This is a genomic window from Streptomyces sp. NPDC001668 (genome assembly GCF_042893155.1).
In the GTDB taxonomy this organism is placed as follows: domain Bacteria; phylum Actinomycetota; class Actinomycetes; order Streptomycetales; family Streptomycetaceae; genus Streptomyces.
The window spans coordinates 1,027,024-1,048,106 of the sequence record NZ_JBIAUQ010000001.1; the positions used below are offsets into that span (position 1 = coordinate 1,027,024).

At 69.4% G+C, this 21,083-nt stretch carries 9 protein-coding genes; 5 read left to right on the forward strand and 4 right to left on the reverse strand.

Translation table 11 applies throughout. The features are described 5' to 3' along the window. Window positions 1-125: 125 nt before the first annotated feature. Both ACFYZ8_RS04630 and ACFYZ8_RS04635 read left to right on the forward strand, forming a co-directional pair. Window positions 126-3,203: an SNF2-related protein gene (locus ACFYZ8_RS04630; RefSeq protein ID WP_388535384.1), complete on the forward strand. Its 3,078-nt coding sequence runs from the start codon at window positions 126-128 to the stop codon at window positions 3,201-3,203. A 61-nt stretch (window positions 3,204-3,264) separates the two neighbouring features. Further along, window positions 3,265-8,760 carry an Eco57I restriction-modification methylase domain-containing protein gene (locus tag ACFYZ8_RS04635; protein WP_388535381.1) on the forward strand — a complete coding sequence of 1,832 codons (5,496 nt, stop codon included), beginning with the start codon at window positions 3,265-3,267 and terminating at the stop codon, window positions 8,758-8,760. 72 nt (window positions 8,761-8,832) lie between these two features. Here ACFYZ8_RS04635 and ACFYZ8_RS04640 read toward each other — a convergent pair whose 3' ends face one another. Continuing rightward, entirely contained in the window at window positions 8,833-9,033 is a 201-nt protein-coding gene (locus tag ACFYZ8_RS04640) for a DUF397 domain-containing protein (protein WP_388535379.1), read from the reverse strand. Further along, window positions 9,030-9,962: a helix-turn-helix domain-containing protein gene (locus tag ACFYZ8_RS04645; RefSeq protein WP_388535376.1), complete on the reverse strand. Its 933-nt coding sequence runs from the start codon at window positions 9,960-9,962 to the stop codon at window positions 9,030-9,032. Before ACFYZ8_RS04645 ends, ACFYZ8_RS04640 begins: the two co-directional genes overlap by 4 nt. 147 nt (window positions 9,963-10,109) lie before the next feature. Here ACFYZ8_RS04645 and ACFYZ8_RS04650 point away from each other — a divergent pair, with 147 nt between their 5' ends. Beyond that, window positions 10,110-10,637: an ATP-binding protein gene (locus ACFYZ8_RS04650; RefSeq protein WP_388535373.1), complete on the forward strand. Its 528-nt coding sequence runs from the start codon at window positions 10,110-10,112 to the stop codon at window positions 10,635-10,637. Here the strand turns inward: ACFYZ8_RS04650 and ACFYZ8_RS04655 are convergent. Together ACFYZ8_RS04655 and ACFYZ8_RS04660 are read right to left on the reverse strand one after the other, a co-directional pair. Further along, the gene (locus tag ACFYZ8_RS04655) at window positions 10,618-11,193 is read right to left on the reverse strand and encodes a Fic/DOC family protein (protein WP_388535370.1); all 576 of its coding nucleotides are present in this window, start codon (window positions 11,191-11,193) and stop codon (window positions 10,618-10,620) included. The genes ACFYZ8_RS04650 and ACFYZ8_RS04655 overlap by 20 nt on opposite strands. Further along, complete coding sequence (locus ACFYZ8_RS04660; RefSeq protein WP_388535367.1) at window positions 11,190-11,540, reverse strand: type II toxin-antitoxin system Phd/YefM family antitoxin; 351 nt, start codon at window positions 11,538-11,540, stop codon at window positions 11,190-11,192. Before ACFYZ8_RS04660 ends, ACFYZ8_RS04655 begins: the two co-directional genes overlap by 4 nt. A gap of 172 nt (window positions 11,541-11,712) precedes the next feature. Here ACFYZ8_RS04660 and ACFYZ8_RS04665 point away from each other — a divergent pair, with 172 nt between their 5' ends. Next, window positions 11,713-18,735, forward strand: a complete 7,023-nt coding sequence (locus ACFYZ8_RS04665; protein ID WP_388535364.1) for a DEAD/DEAH box helicase — start codon at window positions 11,713-11,715, stop codon at window positions 18,733-18,735. Continuing rightward, window positions 18,732-21,044, forward strand: coding sequence for a UvrD-helicase domain-containing protein (locus tag ACFYZ8_RS04670; protein WP_359032433.1), 2,313 nt, complete (start codon window positions 18,732-18,734; stop codon window positions 21,042-21,044). Before ACFYZ8_RS04665 ends, ACFYZ8_RS04670 begins: the two co-directional genes overlap by 4 nt. The last annotated feature ends 39 nt before the right edge of the window (window positions 21,045-21,083 follow it).

Sequence of the window (21,083 nt, forward strand, 5' to 3'; positions counted from 1 at the left end):
GCTGTTACATGTGCTGCTCCACCACGTGGGCGCGACCAGCCACGACGAACTCCCGGACACCCCATCTCGCAACGCCTCGCGGCGCTACCCTCGACACCGCTCCGCACCACTCGAAAGGACCCTCCATGCCCGCATCCGACGGCCCCCCGCCCCCCGGCACCGTCATCGAGGTGCGAGACGAGGAATGGATGGTCCGCAACAGTAAGCAGCTACGCCCCGGCGAATACCTGATCGAAGCCGTCGGCGCCTCCGACCTGGTCCGCGGCCAGCGCGCCCGCTTCCTCGCCCCCACGATGGACGAGCCCCGCATCCTGCGCCCCGAGGACACCCGGCTCGTCCCCGACGACTCACCCCACTTCCGCCGCAGCCGCCTCTTCGTGGAGGCGGTCCTGCGCAAGACCCCTCTGCCCCAGCGGGAACGGCGCCTGGCGCTGACCGACGGCTTTCTCCTCGATCGCATGGACTACCAGCTGAGGCCCGCCGCGAAAGCCCTGGCGAACCCGCTCCGACCCCGCCTCCTCATCGGTGACGTCGTGGGTCTCGGCAAGACCCTGGAGATCGGTGTACTGCTCGGCGAGCTGATCCGGCGCGGCCGGGGCGAACGCATCCTCGTCGTGACACCCGCGCCCGTCCTCGAACAGTTCCAGCACGAGATGTGGACGCGCTTCTCCCTGCCGCTGGTCCGGCTGGACAGTGCTGGGATCGCCCGTATCGAGCGGAAGATCCCGGCCGGCCGCAACCCGTTCACGTACTACAAGCGCGTGATCATCTCCATGGACACGCTCAAGAACCCCAAGCGCTACCGCCCGTGGCTGGAGCACCTCCACTGGGACGCCGTGGTCATCGACGAGTCCCACAACCTCATCAACCAGGGCAGCGACCGCCGTGCTCTAGCCGACCTGCTGGCCGAACGCACCGACGCGCTGATCCTGGCGAGCGCGACCCCGCACAACGGCAACATGCCTGCCTTCACCGGCCTGATCCGCCTCCTCGACCCCATGGCGGTCAAGGACCCGAACAACCCGAAGGCGGCGGAGCTGGAACACCTGATGCTGCGCCGGACCAAGGTCAGCGCCGAGGTGGCGGCTCAGCTCAAGGACCACTGGGCACCGCGCGGCGGTTCGCACCCCGTGCCCTGCCGGGCGGGCGACCTGGAGGAGCAGGTCTTCCAGGAACTGGCCGAACACTGGCTGACGAAGCCCGACCGGCAGGCCGACAAGCAGGCGGGGACCGAGGACCACCTCTTCCCGTACGTCCTTCTCAAGTCCTTCCTGTCCTCGCACCGCGCGCTGTTCGCGACGGTCCGGCAGCGGCTCGCGAAGACCGGGCACACGCTTCCCCCTCGGCACAAGATCACCGACGAGCCGCCCTCCGTCCGGACGACCACCCCCGAGGGCGCTTCCCTCCTGCGACTCATGGAGCTGGCCCGCGCGATCGAGCGCGCCGCCGCCGGAAACGACGGACTCACCGCCACGTCCAAGCTGGCGGGCCTGGTAGAGGAGCTGGGCCGGATCGGTGTGAAGGCGGGCAGCCCCGTCCGCGCCGTCGTCTTCTCCGAGCGCCGCGAGACCCTCGACTGGCTCGGCGCGTTCCTCCCGCCACTGCTCGGGTGGAAGGACGAGGACGACGCCAGGGCCGCCGTGAAGGTCATGTACAGCGGCGCCGGCATCTCCGACAAGGTGCAGCAGGAGTACGTCGACGAGTTCGCCCGCGCGGGCAGCGACGTACGGCTGCTGCTGACGGGCGACGGTGCCTCCGAGGGCGTCAACCTGCACCGCCAGTGCCATCACCTCATCCACTGGGACCTGCCCTGGAGCCTGATCAGGGTCGAGCAGCGCAACGGCCGCATCGACCGGTACGGACAGACCCGGCCGCCGGAGTTCCGCGCGCTGATCCTCCGGTCGGCCGTCGAGGGAGCGCTCGACGACACGGACATCGCCGAGAAGGTGCTCGCCCGTGAGGAGAAGGTGCACGCGATCCTCGGCGCCGTGGAGGCGGCGACGAAGGAGAACGACGGTGCGCTGGAGGAGAAGCGCGTGATGGAGGCGCTCTTCAAGGGGGAGGCCCCCGACCGGGCCGTGGACGACCTCCAGTCCGTGTCCCTGGACTCCCTGGACGCCTCGGACGGCGGCGGGCTCGACATCGCCCAGCAATTGAACGCCGAGTTCGGCGCGGACGGCGACCCGTACGACGACTCGGAGTTCAGCGGCGACTTCGACTTCGACGACGACTTCGGGGCGGACCCGGGGTTCGACTTCGACGAGACTCCGGAAGCCTCCGTGGCGCAGGCTTCCGCCGGGGCCCCGGCGACCGACTCCGAGGCTCATGCCCCCCTCCATGTCGTCGAGGAGCTGCGCCTGTTCACGGATCGCCGGGACTATGTCCTCGCGGGCCTGGAGGAGTTGGCGGACCTGGAGGCTTTCCGGCTGGACACCACCGTCAGCGGTACCGACCTCAGCTTCGACACCCCCGAGGACCTAGCCGACCGCCTCGACGTCCTGCCCACCGGCTACCTGCGTGATCACGGCATCACCAGCCGCATGAAGCTCACCTTCAGCCGGGAGGACGCGGCCGATTCCCTGCGCCGGGCCCGGGAGGACGCCGACTCCCCGTCACTGTGGCCGGACGCGCATTACGTGGGTGAGCTGCATCCCGTCCTTGAGTGGATCACCGACAAGGTCCTGGTCCAGCTCGGCCGCCAGCAGGCGCCCGTGATCCAGGTGGACCGCACCCGCGTACCGGAGCCGGTCTTCCTCACCCAGGGCGTGTGGTCCAACAAGGACGGCCGCCCGACGGTCGTGGCCTGGCTGGCCGTCGACCGCCTCGGGAAGCCCGGGGAGGAGCCCCGGGTACGGGAGTTGACCCGTCCGCTCCTCGCCGACCTGGGCCTGGGGCCGAACATGCCGGACCACTTCGCGCAGGGCGATCCGGCAGCACTCCAACGGCTCGTGCCGGAGGCCGTGCTCGCCACGCGCAGCGAGATGGGCCGCCGCAGGACCGAGGTGGAGGAGCACATCAACCGTCCGCTGCGCGACTACGAGAAGAAGGTCGGCCACTGGCTGGAGCAGCCACTGCCCGGCTTCACCGGCGGACGCACAGCCCGCGAGAAGGCCGCCGAGAATCTCGAAGAGGCGGCGGCCAGGCTGCGCACGACCGGTGCCCCGATGGTGCGGGTCCTGGCGGTTCTGGAGCCGAGCTCATGACCGCCGTCACCACACCTACTTCTGGTCCCACGTCTGAAGCGATCCGGCAGGAGCGGCAAGCGTGAAGTTCGACGCGCTGATCAACGAGGGTGAGTACTTCCCGTCCTTCTACCTGGACGAGATCCTGCCCAAGCAGCTCAAGTCGGGCCGCCTGAAGGAATGGGCGGCCGAGGAACGCCAGGGGCGCCCCACGCCCCGGCAGGGGCTGCGCGACCTCACCGGGCCCTATCTCGACGTACGGCTCACCCTGGGCGGCGAGGCGGAGAAGTTCAACGTGCTGCCCGACCCGGGGGCCGTCGCCGCCCAGCAGACCGCGGCCGAGGCGCTCAAGGCGCACAGCGGTGCCGAGGAGCTCCCCGGCTTCCAGTCCTCCGGTCCTCGCGCGTACGGCGGCAGCCCGGAGGAGGTGTGGCGCGCGGGCCTGGACGCCTGGCACGTACGCGTCCTGCGGGCCCTCGGCTTCACACCGAACCCCGGCCATCTCACCGTGCACGGTGCTGCCGGCCCCGTCGCCGTCCCGGTGGCCCACCACGAGCCGGGTGTCGCCGTCCTGACGGGGGGCTTCGCCGACGACATCGCCGACGCCCGCGCCGACGGCTCCGCCAACCGGCTGCCCGCGCCCGTCCGGGTCGCCTCGGGCAAGACCCTCACCACCGTCACGGACCTCGCGGCCTGGCTGCTCGCCGACCCGGCCGCGCCGCGCTACGCGCTGCTCCTGTTCGGCGGGGTGATGGTCCTCGCCGACCGTGAGAACTACGCCCGCGGACGCCATCTCGCGGTAAGCCTGGAGGTCGCCCTGCCCCGCAAGGGCGTCAAGGGCGCGAGCGCGGGCGAACTCGAAGTGATCGCCGCCCTGTTCGGCGCCCCGTCGCTGCGCCCGGCGGCGGACGGCGGGGACGACGACATCGCCCGCCTGGTGGCGGAGTCCCGCGACCACTCCGTCGGTGTGACCAACGACCTGCGCGAGGGCCTGAAGAAGTCCGTCCAGCTGATCGCCAACGAGGTCCTGGAACTCGCCCGCGACAAGGGTGTCCACCCCGACGACCTCCAGGAGTGGCTGCCGGAGACGCTCACCGACCCGGACGTCCTGCCGCGCGTGCTCACCAAGGAGTCGCTGCGCTATCTCTATCGCGTCCTCTTCCTCCTCTACGCCGAGGCCCGCCCCGAACTGGACATCCTCCCCATGAAGAGCGAGGAGTACGTCGAGGGGTACAGCGTGGCCCGGCTGCGGGAGCTGGTGGTCCAGGAGAAGCTGTCCAGCGCTTCCCGGGACCGCCATCACTTCCACGACTCGTTGGCGCTGCTCTTCGAGAAGGTGTTCACCGGCCACCCGGTGGCGGACACGATCACTTCGCGCGAGGCACCGCGGCAGGACCTGACCGAGCGTGAGGGCGCCGAACTCGCCGAAGACGACGGTTACGAGGGCGTACGCATCGAGGCCCTGAAGTCCCGGCTCTTCGACCCGAAGTCGATAAAGCTCGTCGACCAGGTGATCACCCACCCCGATGACCCCACCCGCTGCCTCGACCTGCGGCTGCGCAACAAGGTCCTGCACCAGGTGCTGCGCAACCTGACCGTCGTGGAGGGCCGAGGGCGGGGCGGACGCGGCGGCTTCATCTCCTACGCCAACCTGAGCATCAACCACCTCGGCGCGGTGTACGAGGGCCTGATGTCGTACACGGGTTTTGTCGCCGACGAGCCGTTGTACGAGGTCGCCAAGGGCGGTGACCCCAGCGGGGGTTCGTGGCTGATCAAGGCCAGTCAGGTCGCCTCGGGCCGCTATCCGGACGGCCCGGACGACAGCGTGTTCGTCGCCACGGAGCTGAATCCGCAGACGAACGAGAGGGTTCCGGTGCCGCGCAAGGTCGGCACGTACGTGTACCGGCTGGCCGGCCGCGACCGCCAGACCAGCGCCTCCTACTACACGCCGGAGTCCCTGACCCAGGCCACGGTCGAGCAGACCCTGCGGTTCCGGCTCGACGAGAAGGGCGAGGTCGACCCGAAGGAACCGGAGAGCGCGTGGGTCAACGCGGCGGACGTGCTGCGCTGGCGGGTGTGTGAACCCGCCCTCGGGTCCGGGGCGTTCCTCAACGAGGCCGTCAACCAGCTCGCCGAGCTGTATCTGCGGCTCGCCCAGCGCGAGCGGGGCGTCGAGATCGATCCCGAGGACTACCAGCGCGAGTTGCAGAAGGTGAAGGCGTACATCGCGCTGCACAACGCGTACGGCGTCGACCTGAACGAGACCGCCGTCGAACTCGCCGAGATCTCCCTGTGGTTGAACACCATGTACCAGGGCATGAAAGCACCCTGGTACGGCCTTCACCTCCACCGCGGCAACTCGCTGATCGGTGCGGCCCGGAAGGTGTATCCCGGTCAGTCGCTGAGCAAGGGCGGCTGGCTGACGACCAAGGACCCGCAGCGGCCCCGGCATGCCCCGCTCGGCGAGAAGCTGAAGGCGCGGGAGGTCCATCAGTTCCTGCTGCCCGCGATGGGATGGGGGTCGATCGGGGAGAAGGTCGGCGTCCGGACCCTGAAGAAGGGGACGCCGGAGGAGACGGTGAAGGCGGTTGTCGACGGGGATGTCGTCGACTGGCTGGAGCCGGAGCTGGTCGAGGCCATGCGCAAGTGGCGGTCGGCCATGCGGAGGAATCCGAAGGGGGGCCCGCCAAAGAAGGACAACGCCCCGAAGCAGAAGGCCGCGCCCACGCCGGAGGAACTGGCCGACAAGGACGCCGAGTTGGGGCAGGGGGCGTTCGATCTCGGGCTGGGGATCTGGGAGCAGGCGTCCCTGGGGGAGGTCGTCGGCGGTTCGGGTTCGGGTTCTGGATCGGGATCGGCGCGGGCCGTGGCTTCGGCGGACGAGGACTGGGATCCCAAGGAGACGACACAGACCGGGCGGTTGATCAAGCTCGCTCGGCGGGTCGAGTACCTGTGGGACCTCGTCGTGATGCGGTTGACGCTGTCCGAGCAGGAGATCTCACGGCATGTCGATGTCTGGGGCGCGGCGGTTCCGCGGGACGGTCAGGGTGGCCGTGGGTCGATGGACCGGGACGCGGTCCTGGAGGCGCTGCATCGCAAGGGCACGCCCTACTGGCGGCTCAAGCAGGTCATGGACGCGTGGTGTGCGCTGTGGTTCTGGCCGCTGGAGGAGATCGGACTGCTCGACGGCTCCGACGAGTTTCAGTACCGGCCGGGTGGTGAGGACCGCACCGCGCTGAGGAAGGACGACCCCCGGCGTACGGTGCCGCTGCGGTCCCTGGAGGACTGGTTGGAGTTCGCCGAGGCCGTCGTCGGGCGGGTGGACGTCGACACGGGGGAGGGGGAGCAGGGGTCGTTCCTGACCTTCGAAGGCGTCGAAAGTCTGGAGGAGTTGGATGACAAGGAGCGTGAACTCGACCAGAAGATGATCGAGACACTGGCGTGGGCGCGGCCGACGGACCTGGGGTCGACATTTCCCTGGTATGGGGCGGTCGTGCGGATCGCTGAGGAACGGGGGTTCTTCCACTGGGAGTTGGACTTCGCGCACGTTTTCAGCGAGGGCGGGTTCGACTTGATGGTGGGGAATCCGCCGTGGGTCAAGCAGGAGTGGAAGGAGAGCGGGGTCCTCGCCGAGTTCGAGCCGTGGTTCGAGCTGGCGGAGAAGCCGAGCAATGAGGCTTGGGACGAGCGCAAGGCAGAGGTGATGGGGTGGCCGGGGGCTCGGCCAGCTTTCATGGGGGAGCTGGCGGACCATGCGGCGATGTCCGGGTTCCTGGCGTCGGTGGATACGTATCCCGAGCTGGTCGGGACGCAGCCGGATCTGTATCGGGCGTTCATGTTGTTGGGGTGGCGGGCTGTGGGGGAGCGGGGGACGGCTGGGCTGATTCATCCGTCTACGCATCTGACGGGGGCGAAGGAGGGGGTGCTGCGCGGCGCGGCATACCGGCACTTGCGGTTCCATGCAGACTTCACCAACGAGCTGCTCATCTTCGCCAACCCGGTGGGCAACAGCAGCCACTTCAGCGTCAATGTGTATGGCAGGGACAAGGACATCCAGTTCCAGCACATGAGCTGGCTCCTACATCCGAGCGTGCTGGTCAAGTCCGTTCGGCACGATGGGGAAGGCCCGGTGCCGGGTGTGAAGGATAGAGGTAAGTGGGATCTGCGTCCGCACCAGGACAGAATTATCACTGTAGATGAGGCGCGTCTCGCCGAGTGGCGTGCTCTAGCGGGCGAGGAGAATCCGCCGCCGGTCGAGCAGGTCAAGCTCCTGTACCCCGTGACTAGGTCGGAGGAGTCGGCCATCGTGGCCCTATCGAAGTGGCCAAATCGACTCGCCGCGCTGGATAGGCGCATCAGCCGGGGGTTCGATGAGAAGAACGACCGCACAGCGGGCTACTTCACCTGGACTCCCGGCGCTGTCGACACCTGGCAGGATGTCATCCTTCAGGGACCGTTGATCAACATCGCCACGCCCTACCACAAGCAGCCGCCTGAGGGTGGCTCGAAGAGCATGCGCGATTACGAGCCCTGGGACTACCTGAACCTGGCGGTGGACGCAGTGCCGCGCACGAACTACCGCCCTGCAGGCGCGCATTCGCGGTTCGTTGGTGCGCAGGACCGCTGGGTGGACCACGACCGGCTCGCGCAGCTCTGGGGCGATCCCGCAGCGGTCGCGGCTGCGAAAGCTGACGTCCAGGCGAAGGGTGCTGCGCTGGAGGACGACGACATCGACAAGGCTGTCGATGCGCTGCTGCAGGCGGCGAGTATGCGGCCGTACTCGGAATTTTACCGGGTGGCATGGCGCGAGATGATCGCCACCAACACCGAGCGGAGCCTGTTCGCTGCGCTATTCCCGCCAGGCGCCACCCACATCCATGCTGTGCGGAGCGCAGCGATGCCGTCACTGCGACTCACCGCGCTCATGGCCGGGTTCTTCGCATCACTGCCGCTCGACTACTTCCTCCGCAGCTCAGGGCGCGGACACCTCGACACCTCCGACACTAAGGTCATGCCCGGACCCAACGAGGGGCACCCTCTGGAGCATGCTCTGCTCCTCCGCACTCTCCGCCTCAACTGCCAAACCAACGCCTACGCTCCCCTCTGGAAGGACCTGTACGACTCCACTTATGACCAGGACACCTGGGCCGCAGCCTGGCCCGACACCGCACCCTCGCTTGTTGTAGGCGTAACCCCTGCCTGGACCGGCGACACCCCCCTCCGCACGGAGTTCGCCCGCCGCGCGGCCCTCGTCGAGATCGACGCCCTCGTCGCTGTCTGGCTCGGCATCAGCGCTGACGAGCTCGTGGCGATGTACGACGCCCGGTTCCCCGTACTTCAGCAGTACGAGGAGAACATGTGGTTCGACGCTACGGGCCGCCGTATCGCGAAGGCGCACCAGCAGCACGGCTATGGCCAGCCCAAGGACGCCTGGAAGGAGCTGAGTTCACACGAGTACTTCCCGGAGAAGGCCAACGTCCCGCCCGGCTACACCGGCCCCCTCTACCGAGCCCACCGCAAGAAGGAAATGCGCGCCGCTCACGCCGAGTTCACCCGCCGCCTGAACGGGGCTGGCTGACCGGACATCCCACCCGCACGAGAGCCCTGCCGTCCCACAGGAACCGGCAGGGCTCTCGCGACCGTACGAACGTCAGACCAGCCCGACGAACCCAGCCCACGCCTCACGCGACACCGTCAGCATGGGCCCGGCGGCCTCGGCCTTGGAGTCCCGGACGTGCACAACTGCCATACCGGCCGCGACCTCTACACATTCGCCGCCCTCGGTTCCGCTGTAGCTGCTCTTGAACCAGGCGAGGCCGGAGGCGACGGTCGAGGGTTCAGCGTTGTTCATAGCGCTCCCAGCAATCCTTCGATGAACTCGAGTGACTCTCGCGGAGTGAGAGCCTGTGATCGGATGATCCCATAGCGGGCAGCGGCGAGAGCTGTCTGTTCGGGGTCGGTCTCCAGAGTGCTGGTTGCGTGAGTCTCGGCGTAGACGAACTTCTTGCCATCTTTCCGCGTAACGACTGTAAACGGCCCGTTCACGCCTGCGTTGTCCTCGCAGTCGGTCGGCATGACCTGGATCTCTACATCCCGCTTCTGACCGATCAGGAGCAGATGTTCCAGCTGCCCCCGCAGAACGCCCTTGCCCCCGTATCGGTGCCGCAGCACCGCCTCTGTGATCACAAAGCTCAGCAGCGGCCCGGGTGAGCGGTCGAAGATGTCCTGACGGGCAAGGCGAGCCGTAACCCGCTGTTCGATGGTCTCCTGGTCCAGGGCGGGACGCCGCATGGCAAGCAGCGCTCTCATGTACTCCTCGGTCTGGACCAGACCGTTGAACACCAGCGCGCTGTACGACAGCAGCTCAAGGCACTCCTTCTCCAACGCCGCCATCCCCTGAAAGAACACCGGATACTGAGCCTTCTCCACCTCCTCCTTCCACACGCGCAACATCCCATCCGCCCCGAGCACTTCATCGGCCACGTCGATCGTCCTCGGCGACGGAATCCTCCGCCCCTGCTCGAACGACGCGACCGTCGACGCCGAGTACCCGATCCGCCGCCCGAACTCCTCCCGGTCCATTCCCGCCCGCACCCGCAGCGTCTTCATGGTCAGCCCGAACGCGACGACGAGCCCCTTCCCGGCCCCATCCTCCGGTCGCCGCCCGCCCCCGTCGTCGTTCTCCCACCCGTCCCCGAGGCTCATGACCCCGCCCGCCTCACCACCGGCGCCCGGAAGCACCCCGCCCTCCGCCATGACACCCGTCGTACCCTCGGTCATCGACCACCGCCTCCCCGGCCCAACGCCCGCCAACCGGACGCCGTAACGCCGCGCGCCTCGTACCCGTACCGACACCGCGCGTACAGCCGGTCCGCGTCGGTGCGTCACCACTGGTCACGCTACGCGACCGGCGACACCGTTGTCGGTATGACGACCAAACCCGCGGGCCCCACGAGCATCACTCAACCCGCCACCCCCACCCGGCCATTGACTCCTGGGCCCGTCACCCGCACCTTCGAGATGCCCTTCACCTCCACACCCCGGGGCGCCCGCCTCGCCCGCCGCCTCACAGCCCTCCGCCTGGACGCATGGGGCATCCCGTACGGCACCGACCCACACGACACCCTCGTGCTGATCGTCGCCGAGCTCACCGCGAACGCCGTACGGCACGGCCATGTCCCCGGCCGGGACTTCCACCTCCGCGTGCACGTCCTGGCCGACGGCCGTACCGTCCGCATCGAGGTCACCGACACCCGCGCTGAACGCCTGCCCCGCCGCCACGCCACCGCCCCGGAAGCCGACGGCACGAAAGAGAGCGGCCGCGGGCTGCTCCTCGTATCGCGTCTGGCCACCCGCTGGGACTGGCACCCGCGCGCGGAGGGGCCCGGGAAGACGGTCTGGGCCGAGTACGAGCTTCCGAGCCCGCCGGCCCTTGTCAGCTCGGCTCGTGACTGACCAGCCGGTCCAGCATCCGCTCCAGCGGCTGGTTGTCACCCCGGAAGCTCTTGATCGATGCTTCCCGGTTCTCTTCGGCGCCCAGCGCGGCCCAGTTGATCAACCAGCCCGCCTGCCTGCTCAGTTCGGCCAGGAACGCACGCTGGGTACGGCCGTTGCCCTCGCGGAAGGGGTGCAACGCGTTGATGTCGCCGTAGAGTTCGGCGACCCCACGGACGAAATCACCGCGGGCCAGACCACGAAAGCGGTCGGCTGCGGCGAGTCGGCCGAAGACCTCCGCCGCGTACGTGGTGAGGTTCTGGACCGGGCAGAACGGCGTGTCCTTCGAGATGTCCACCGTGCGCAGCTCGCCCGCCCAGTCGTACAGGTCGCCGAAGATCTTGGCGTGGAAGCGGCATAAGTGCGCCAGGTCGAACTCCCCGGGTGGGGCCTGTTCGCTGACCTGGAGAAGCCGCGCGCGCGTGATGTCGGCCTCGGCAGCGGCGAGCGTGACGGCGTCGGCGATGTCGAGGCGGTTGCGCAGGACGCCGTTCGGCAGGACGTACGGGTCGGTCATCCAGCTTCCCGACGGGTCTTGGGATGGTGCCGGGCCAGGGCGCGGTCGACCATCTCCTCGGCCGACAAAGAGCCGCGTACGTAGGCTTCGGCGTCCTGATCGGACGCGGCTGTCGGTCGGAGGCTCTCGGCGGCCAGGGAACCCGTGGCGGATTCGACCGCCTCCCTGCGGGCGGCGCGGCCCGTGAGGCTCTCGTACGCCTCGATCGAGAGGAGTACACCCTGTGCCTTGCGGTGGGCCCCGATCAGCACGGGCTCCGCCTCCGGGCCGGCCTCGGCCAGCTCGGCCAGTATCCGCGACAGGCCGCTGCGGGCGTCGCTCACGGTGACGATCTCGGGTACGCGCATAACCTCACTCTACCCAGAATCAGGGCAGAATTCTGTACAGGATTCAGTACAGAAGGAAGTGTGGTTCTTGGTCGGCATCTCCAGGCGATCTGTCAGTCCCTCCTCGTAGAGTGGGACGTGATCGATTCCGATCAGCGGGGCGACATCGGTAGACAGGGGGCCGGGGCACGCCATGCGACCCACACTCGCGGCGCAGACACTGCGCGACACGACGGTCGAGTATCTGACCACGACCTTCGCGCTGGCCGAGCCCGACACCCAGGAGGCCCTGGAGGACTTCCTGACCGATCCGGCCGACGGGCTCTTCCGGGGGCCGTATCTGCGGATCCGGCGGCCGTTCCGGCCCGCCGCGGACGGGTGGCAGCGGCATCTGGACTGGTATCCGGCCGACTTCCCACCGCCGTACGCCCATCAGGCGGAGGCGTTCGCCCGGCTCAGCAGTAAGGACGGGCACCGGCCCCAGCCGACGCTCGTGACCACCGGTACCGGGTCCGGCAAGACGGAGTCCTTCCTCATCCCCGTACTCGATCACTGCCGTCGGGAGAGGGAAGCCGGAAAGGCGGGCATCAAGGCGATCCTGCTGTATCCGATGAACGCGCTCGCCGGCGACCAGGCGGACCGTCTCGGCGACCAGTTGGAGGACGGCCGTCTGCGGGAGGTCACGGCCGGGCTGTACATCGGCGAGGCCTCGGCGCGGGGGAGTGCTCCGTACAAACGGGTCATGGTCGACCGGGCCGAGATCCGCCGCAACCCGCCGGACATCCTGATCACCAACTACAAGATGCTGGACCTGTTGCTCCAGCGGCAGCAGGACGCCCCCCTGTGGCGGGACGCGGACCTCGCGTATGTCGTGATCGACGAGTTCCACACCTATGACGGTGCGCAGGGCACGGACGTGGCGATGCTGCTGCGGCGGCTCGCGGCCGTCGTCGGTGCCGCCGAGGACGGGCGGCCGCTGGGGTCGATCTGTCCCGTGGCAACCTCCGCGACCCTCGGTTCCGGGACCGCGGCAGGCGGGCCTCGCGCCATGCTGAACGTGGCCTCCCAGGTGTTCGGGACGCGCTTTCCGGACGACGCGGTGGTGGGGGAGGACCGGCGGGACGTCGAGGAGTTCCTGTCCGGCGTCGATCACTCCCTGCCCCTGCCGTCTCCCGAGGCACTCGCCGCTCTGCCCGACCCCGCGAGGACACCGGACGGCCTGGACACCGTCGCCCGCACGACCGTCGGATGCGACACCGCCGATCCGCGTGAGCTGGGGCGACGGCTGCTGGCCCATCCCCTCACCCATGCACTGCTGCGTTCGAAGGACGCGCCCCTGACGGCGGGCGCGGCGCTCCAGGCGTTCCCCGACGCCTCGGCCTGGCGCGCGGCGGCCGAGCAGGACCCGGAGACCGCCGCCACCGCCCTGGCCCGTTTCGTCGCGCTCATCTCGGTGGCCCGCGACCCCAAGGCGCCCGCCGACACCGAGCGGCCCCTGCTCCTCGTGGAGACACACCTGTGGCTGCGGTCGCTCTCGCGCGTACTGCGGTTCGTCGCACCCCAGCCGGTGTTCTCCTGGTCCGACGCCGACCAGGCCGCCCTCACCGAGACCGCCGGAGCGGCTGCCGATGCCGACCGCGCGAACGCCGAGCGGCGTGCACTGAGCATGGCCGCCCAGGTCGAGCGGCGGTGCCGGGTCCAGCGGTCCGGGCGGTTGCCCGCCGCCTACTGCCGGCACTGCGGGCGCTCCGGCTGGTCGGCGATCTGCCCCGACCGCAATCCGCAGAACCTGGTGCACGCGCCGGACGAGATCTACCGCGCCAGCGTGGCCGGCGGGGCCGCCAAGGGCCGGGTCCGGGCGATGATCGCCGCCACTCCGGCCGAGGCCGCCGAACAAGCCCGTGCCATCCGGGCGCGCCGGGCGGCCCGCCGGGCCCGCCGGGGCGCCGCGCACGACGCGACCCTGCTGGTTCTGGAGGACAACGGCAAGGCATTGCGCAGGCTCGATCCGGACGAGGTCCTGCTCGACGATGAACAGATCGCCCCGGCGCCGGAGAACGGCGTCTATGTGTGGACCTGGTTCGACAACCAGGAACAGAGCGACTATGCCAAGCAGGACCGCTGCCCGGCCTGCGGCCAGGCCCAAGGCATCCGCTTCCTCGGTGCCGGTGTCGCCCCGCTCGCCTCCGTGGTCGTCACCCAGCTGTTCACCGGCGGAGAGCTGCCGAGCGAGGACGAGCACAAGCGCGATCGACGCAAGACACTGATCTTCAACGACTCGGTGCAGGATGCCGCCCACCGTGCCGGCTTCGTCGCCAGCCGGTCCTGGAAGTTCTCCCTGCGTTCCCTCATCCATGAGCAACTGACCGAACGCACCGCTGCCGAGACGCAGTTCGCGTCCGACGGCGTCCCGCTCAACGAACTGATCGCCTCCATGGTCGGCCGCGCCGCTGCCCCGGGGCAGCGGCTGCTCGCCTCCGTCGTACCGCCCGACCTGCACGACGTGGACCCGGTCAAGCGGCTGCTCGCGGGCAAGAAGCGCATCCCCGAGTCCACCTGGGAACTCGTCGGTGAGCGGCTCGCCTTCAACACCCTGCTGGAGTTCGGCCTCTACTCCCGCCTCGGCCGCACCCTGGAGCTCACCCGCACGGTCGCCGCCGAGGTCCACCTGCCCGACCCGGAGGCGGCGGCCAAGGCGGCGGAAGCCCTGTACCGCGTCCATCTGGAGAGGCAGCGGGCCAGGCAACTGCCGTTGGCCGCGGACCTGGAGGAGGGCGAGAAGGCGCTCGTGCCGGCCGAGGGCGGCGCGGAGCGGCTGCGCTACTTCGAGGGGTACGTGCGCGGCCTCCTGGAACACATCCGCCAGATCGGCGGCATCAACCACAAGTGGCTGAAGGAGTTCATAGACGAAGAGGGCCGCAACCGCCACTGGGTCTCCACGGGTCGTGCTCCCGGCATGCCCTCGTTCGGCCACCGCCGTGACTTCGAGGCCCCGGCATTCGTACTCGTCGGCGCCGGTAGCGGTCGTACCGACTTCGAGCGCGTGGACAGCAGGGACAGCTGGTACGCCGACTTCACCCGGCGGTGCCTCGGCCTGGACCGGGAGGCGGCAGGAGGGTACCTGGCGGAACTCTTCCAGGAACTCGCCCGTGACGACATCGGTGCCCTGGCCCGACGGCGGACCGACCAGGCGGACAGACAGCAGGGCCACGGCGTCTACGGACTGACACCGGGGCACATCAGGGTGCGGCCGCTCGACGACGAACAGACCGCGCTCGCCGCGCTCACCTGCCCCGAGTGCGGTTGGACCCAGACCGTGCCGCCCGAGCGTGCGTCAGTCTGGCAGGGCACACACTGCCCGCTCAAGCGCTGCGAAGGGACCCTCGCCCGGCCCTCGGAGGAGGCGGGCGGTCGTGCGGCTCGTGACTACCGCTCCGACTACTACCGGCGGCTGTACCGGGAGGCCGAGCCGTACAGCGTCGTCGCGGCCGAGCACACCGGTGTCCTGGCACGCAAGGAACGCGAGGAGGTCGAGAAGGGCTTCCGGCTGGGGCTGCGGCACACCGACCCCAATGTGCTGTCCTGCACTCCCACCCTCGAACTCGGCATCGACATCGGCCAGTTGGAAGCGGTCATCCTCGCCTCGCTGCCGCCGTCCACCGCGGGCTACGTGCAGCGGGTCGGCCGCGCGGGCCGCGCCACCGGCAACGCCTTCATGGTCACCCTGGCCGACACCAGCCCCCGCGCGCTGTACCACCTCGCAGAACCGCAGCACCTCATCGCCGGCCCCATCCTGCCCCCCGGCTGCTTCCTGTCCGCGGGGGAGCTGCTGTGCCGCCAGTACACCGCGTTCCTGATCGACCGGGCGGCCCGGGGCGCTCTGCCGGGGGTCATCCCCCTGCCCGACCGGACCACCCAACTGGTCGGCAGGGAAGGGTGGTTGAAGACGTTCCGCGATGCCACGAAGGGGCGCGTGGACCTCGCGGACGAGTTCCTGAGCCTGTTTCCCGAGATCGACGGGGTGCCAGGCTCCGGTGTCTCCCGAGACGCCCGCAAGACGCTGCGGCGCTACGCCGAGTACAAGCTGGCCGACGAACTGGACCGGGCCAGGGACGCGTGGGAGGAGGAGCGCGCCGAACTCGTCCGGCGCCGCGGCCTGATCAATGACGCGGCCGATTCACTCCAGGAGCATGTGGAGGACGAGGCCCGCGAGAAGCGCAACCTGAACCGCGAAGCGGCCGGCGTGTCCAAGATCCTTCAGAGGATGGCGCAGTCGGACGCTCAGGGGTTCCTCGTCGAGCACGGGCTGCTGCCCAACTACAGCCTCGTCGAGGACGGCGTACGACTGGAGGCCCAGCTCAGCTACAAGCAGCCCGCGCGGAAGGCGCGTCCGGCAGGTGAGGCGGGGGCGGGTGAGGCACCCAAGGCCCGTTGGAGCAACGACCCGCGCACGTACGACCGCCCTGCCGAAGCCGCCCTCACCGAACTCGCCCCGGGCAACGCCTACTACGTCCGCGGCTACCGGCACGTCGTCGACGGCTTCGAACTCGGCCCCGTCCCCCAGGACTCGCCAGACGGCATGCCCGTCGGGCTCCGGACCTGGCGGGTGTGCAAGGAGTGCGGTCACGTCCGCACCGGCGACCGCGCCGAGGAGGACACCTCACCCTGCCCCCGCTGCGGCGGACCCGGGATCGGCGGGCGTACGGCCCTGTTCCGGGTGGTGGTCCCGCGCAAGGTCACCGCCCACGACAAGCGGGACGACGCACGCATCGTCGACGACCACGAAAGCCGCACACGAACCCAGTACACGACCGTCACCGCCGTCGACATCGACCCGGCCGACATCAAGCAGACCTGGCGGCACCAGAAGACCACCTTCGGCGTGGACCATGTCCGCGAAGCGGTCATCCGCCGCTTCAACCTCGGCAAGAGCCGCCACGGCAGGCGCAACGACACCTATTTCGCCGGCACCGAGGTGGCCATCACAGGGTTCACCGTGTGCCCGCGGTGCGGCGGCGCAACCGACCGAGAGTCCGGCCAAGGGCCCGCCCAGGACACGCTCAGCCAGTCCCTGCTCGGCCGGGCCGAACTCGCCCACCACCGGCCGTGGTGCGCCACCCGACGCCGCGACAAGCAGGCCAGGCCAGAGGACGTACCGGTCATCACCGCCACCGAGCACAGAACGGAAGCCCTGCGCATCCTGCTGCCGGCCGCCACGCTGAACGTCCCGGAGCGTCTGGCCTCCTTCTCCGCCGCCCTCCACCTGGGCCTGGCCCTGCGCTACGGCGGGGACCCCGCCCACATCCGCTCCGCCCCCGCCACCGAGCCCGACCGCGAGAGCGACCTCACCCGCAACTACCTCGTCCTGTACGACGCGTTGCCCGGGGGCACCGGCTACCTACAGCGCCTCGTCGACCGCGACGGGGAGGAGTTCCGGGCCGTATTGGCGGCCGCCCAGCAGGAGTTGCGGGCCTGCCCCTGCAAGGACACCCCGAGCCGCCCCGCCTGCCACCGCTGTCTGCTGGGCTATGGCCCCGAGCGGGAGTACAAGGACCTCAACCGGCAAGAAGCCCTGTGGATGCTGGACAGTCTTCTGGGCGCCGACGGCAGCAGCGGATGGGATGTCCGCAAGGACGCGGCCGACGCCGAACTCCGCTTCGCCGACCAGGCCGAAAGTGACCTGGAGCGGAGGTTCATCGAATGCCTCGACCGCTGGCTCGCGATCCCGGGCAACGCGGCCGAGGCGGGCCACACCTCGACACCGACCGGACGGAACGGCAAGCAGTTCACCCTCACCCGACCCGACGGCAGCCCCGTCCACTGGGAGGTCGTCGCCCAGAAGGACCTGCACGGCTACCGCACCCGCCCGGACCTGCTGTTCCGGCCCGTCGCCGGAGACACCAGCAGTGACGGGGCCCCGCCCCTGCCCATCGCCATCTATCTCGACGGATACCGCTGGCACGCCTCGTCCCGCACCAACCGGATCGCCTCCGACGCGGCGAAGCGGGCCCGGTTGCGCGCCGACGGGATACTCGTCTGGCAGATCACCTGGGACGACGTGGCGACCTGGGACCGTACCTTGAAGGGCGAGGCGGCACGTGACCCGGACGCACCGGCCGATGCCCTCGACGCCGTCATCGCGGGCCGTGCCGCCGACGCCGCCTGGCCGCCGTACGACGTGACCTCGGTCGCTGGCCCCGGCGCGATGGTGCGCGAGCAATGGCGCACCGTACGGCGCGACCCAGCTGAGATCGACGAGCTCCTGTTCGCCGGGGCGATCCCCTCCCTGCTGGGATTCCTGCGCGACCCCCGGCTGAACAAGTGGCAGCAGCTGGCGACGCTCGCCGTCAGCGCGCCCGCCGCCCAGCGCAGGCGCGACCTGGTCGACGCGGACCCGGTCACGGCCGTCGCCTGGATCGAGGCCGCCCTGCGCGACGAGCCCACTCCCGCCGTCTCGGGCAAGGGGCTCAAACTCCTTCCTTTCCGGGACGGTTCTGGGCTGCCGCTCGTCTTCGCCGGAGCCCGGCGCCCGGACGGCAAGGGGCTGCGGTGGAGCGCCCTCGCCGTTCTCGACGACCGGCCCGAGGCCGTAGAGGGCGACCGGGACGATCATCGCCGACGGTGGAAGGCGTGGCTGTGCTGGGGCAACCTCATCCAGTTCCTCGATCCCACCGGAACAGGTCAGGCCGACGGCATCGCCCTGGCCCGCACCACGCTCGACACCTTCGACGCGGCACTGCTCGCCGCCACGGCCGGACCGGTCAGTGGGCTGCTGGCCGCCCTGCGCGACGACGCTCCGCATGCGGGCCTGGACCTGCCCGAGGACGGACCTGATCTGCCCGAGGACCGGGCTCGGGAACCGGAGCCGGCACCCGAACAGGTGGATGAGATGACCCCGTTGGAGCGAACTGCCTGGGAACTCGTCCTTGAGGAACTGAAAAAGTGGGGCGACCCGGAAGTCGCAGCGCTCGGTGAAGCCCTGGCCGGCCGTGGAGACGTCCCGGCGGGAAAGGCGAGCTGGGACGTCGAAGGTGTGTCACGCACGGTGGAACTCGCCTGGCCCGGCCCTAAGATCGGAATCGTCCTGACGGAGGATGCCGAGGACGCGGATTACATGGCCCGGTGCTCGGCGGCCGGCTGGCAGGTGCGCGCGCCGCAGGGCTGGGACGTGGAGGAACTCGCCCGTCTGGTGGGCGAGGAGGGGGGCGTGGGATGAGCTACGGGGCAGGAGCGGGTCGTCCGGGGAGTCGGGTCAGGACACGGGTCCAGGTCAACCGTCAGGCGCACGGAGACCTGGAACACCGGGACGCGGCCGTGGCGGACGCGGTGGGTGACTTCGTCCAGCGGCTTCGCGACAACCGGAACAACCGAGCCCTGCGCCTGGCTTTCCTGCGCAAGGCGGGTGACAACGGAGACCTGTTTCTCGCGCATCCCGACACGCACTGCATGGTGCTCCTCCTGTCGACCGACGGTGGCGACGAGATGCGGGTCCTCGCGGTACGGGACGGAGTACGGGCCCGTGACGAACTCGCCCGTCTCACCGTGGAGATCAATGCCGTCTCCGGGGCCGTCGAGGTCGTCGACCAGAGCGAGGTCAGTGAGAACGTCGTCGCTCTGCCGGACCGGGCCACCCCTCTCTTCGCCGCGTACGACGACCAGACCCTGATCGACCTCGGCGTAATCCACTCGCTGCTGCCGGCCGTTCGCAAGGTCACCACGGACGAACAGTTCGCGAAGCTCCTCACGCACAATCTCCCCGAACTCACCCGCGACGTCCTGCTCGCCCTGCGCGACCACGTCGAACCCGAGGACGTACAACGGCACATCACCGACGAGTGGCGTGCCGACGACGACGTCGACACCCACGACTGGGCGCGGGCGGCCAGGCGACCCGTCTCCCAGGCGGAGACGGACGACGACGCCGTCCTCGGCGCGCTGGGCCGCAGCTTCGACGCCTGGCGGCTGTTCCTCCATCCCGAGCAACAACGCCTTGCCGTAGCTGACTTCAAGGGCTCGGCGAAGGTGACCGGAGGCCCCGGCACCGGCAAGACCGTCGTCGCCCTGCATCGCGTACGCCACCTCGTCGACCGGCTGCCACCCGGCCACTCCCGCCCGGTGCTGCTCACCACCTACAACACCAACCTTGCTCTCGACCTCAAGGAGCGGCTGCGTCTGCTGGGCGGCGACGAACTGCTGCGCCGCGTCGATGTCAAGTCCGTCGACGCACTCGCCCACGAGATCGTCCAGGAGTCCCGCCTGGACGTGGGACGGCCGCTCGGCGACGACGCGGCCATGGACCTGTGGTATCTCGTACGCACCGAATTGAACCTGCCGCAGTACGACACCGACTTCCTGGACAGCGAGTTCAAGCACGTGATTCTCGCGAACCGGTGTGGCTCCTGGGAGACCTACCGGCGCGTCGGCCGACCGGGGCGGCCGCGTCTCGGCAACGCCCAGAAGCACGACGTATGGCAACTCGTGCAGGCCTACAAAAACCACCTGGACACACCGCCGCGACGAACGACGTACGCGCTCATCGCCGACCAGGCGGCCGAACTCGAACAGCGGCGCATGGCCCGCGTCGAGGAACAGGCACGCTACAAGGATGAACAGGGCGGCCGGGACCTCGTCCACCGGGAGGCAGGCAGCGGCATGTGGCTCAAGCCGCGCTACCAGCACATCGTGGTGGACGAGGCGCAGGACCTGTCCGCCTCGCACTGGCGGATGCTGCGTGCCATGGTGCGCAGAGGACCGAACGACATCTTCCTCGTCGGAGACGCCCACCAGCGCATCTACGGCAGCCGGGTCGTTCTCGGCCACCAGGGCATCGAGATCCGGGGCCGCGCTTCCCGCCGCCTGACTCTCAACTACCGCACCACCAGGCAGATCCTGGGCAGCGCCAACCGCTTGATCGAGGGAGCCCCCTTCGATGACCTCGACGCCGGCACCGACACTCTCGACGGCTACCGGTCGGTGCTGACCGGGCTAGCGCCCCAGTTCTGGCGCGCACCCGACCGGCTGACCGAAATGCGTGCTGTGGCCACTCTCATCAAGGAGCGTCACGACAGCCACGGGACGCCCTACTCGGCGATGGCGGTCAGCGCCCCCGACCGTGACTCGGTCCTTGAGTTCGCCAACGTCCTCGTCAAGGAGTTTCACCTTCCGGCCGTGGAACTTGGCAAGGCAGGGGTGCGGTCCGACGTCGAGGGGGTGCGTATCGGAACCATGCATCGGTTCAAAGGGCTTGAGTTCCAGCGCGTATTCCTGACCTCCGTGGGCGACGGCCAGGTGCCTCACCAGCGCATCGAGCAGTACCGGGTCACCAACCCCGATCGCTACAAGCAGGAGGAGCAGAAGGCTCGTTCCCTCGTGTTCGTCGCCGCCACTCGTGCGCGCGATGAGCTCGTCGTCACGTGGAGCGGCAGGGCCAGCCGGTTCCTTCCTGCCGATGCAGACGAGATTGCCTATCGAGCCGCGGATCTGCTCAGGCACGATGGACCGCCGTCCGGATCGGCAGCTGCCTGATCGTGGATGTGACGTTTCGGGTTGGAAACGCAACCCACT

What these genes read in the sequence shown, in the direction of transcription:
- ACFYZ8_RS04665 (WP_388535364.1), top strand. Translation starts at nt 11,713, where the DNA reads ATGCGACCCACACTCGCGGCGCAGACACTGCGCGACACGACGGTCGAG.
- ACFYZ8_RS04655 (WP_388535370.1), bottom strand. Translation starts at nt 11,193, where the DNA reads ATGACCGACCCGTACGTCCTGCCGAACGGCGTCCTGCGCAACCGCCTC.
- ACFYZ8_RS04645 (WP_388535376.1), bottom strand. Translation starts at nt 9,962, where the DNA reads ATGACCGAGGGTACGACGGGTGTCATGGCGGAGGGCGGGGTGCTTCCG.
- ACFYZ8_RS04670 (WP_359032433.1), top strand. Translation starts at nt 18,732, where the DNA reads ATGAGCTACGGGGCAGGAGCGGGTCGTCCGGGGAGTCGGGTCAGGACA.
- ACFYZ8_RS04660 (WP_388535367.1), bottom strand. Translation starts at nt 11,540, where the DNA reads ATGCGCGTACCCGAGATCGTCACCGTGAGCGACGCCCGCAGCGGCCTG.
- ACFYZ8_RS04650 (WP_388535373.1), top strand. Translation starts at nt 10,110, where the DNA reads ATGACGACCAAACCCGCGGGCCCCACGAGCATCACTCAACCCGCCACC.
- ACFYZ8_RS04640 (WP_388535379.1), bottom strand. Translation starts at nt 9,033, where the DNA reads ATGAACAACGCTGAACCCTCGACCGTCGCCTCCGGCCTCGCCTGGTTC.
- ACFYZ8_RS04630 (WP_388535384.1), top strand. Translation starts at nt 126, where the DNA reads ATGCCCGCATCCGACGGCCCCCCGCCCCCCGGCACCGTCATCGAGGTG.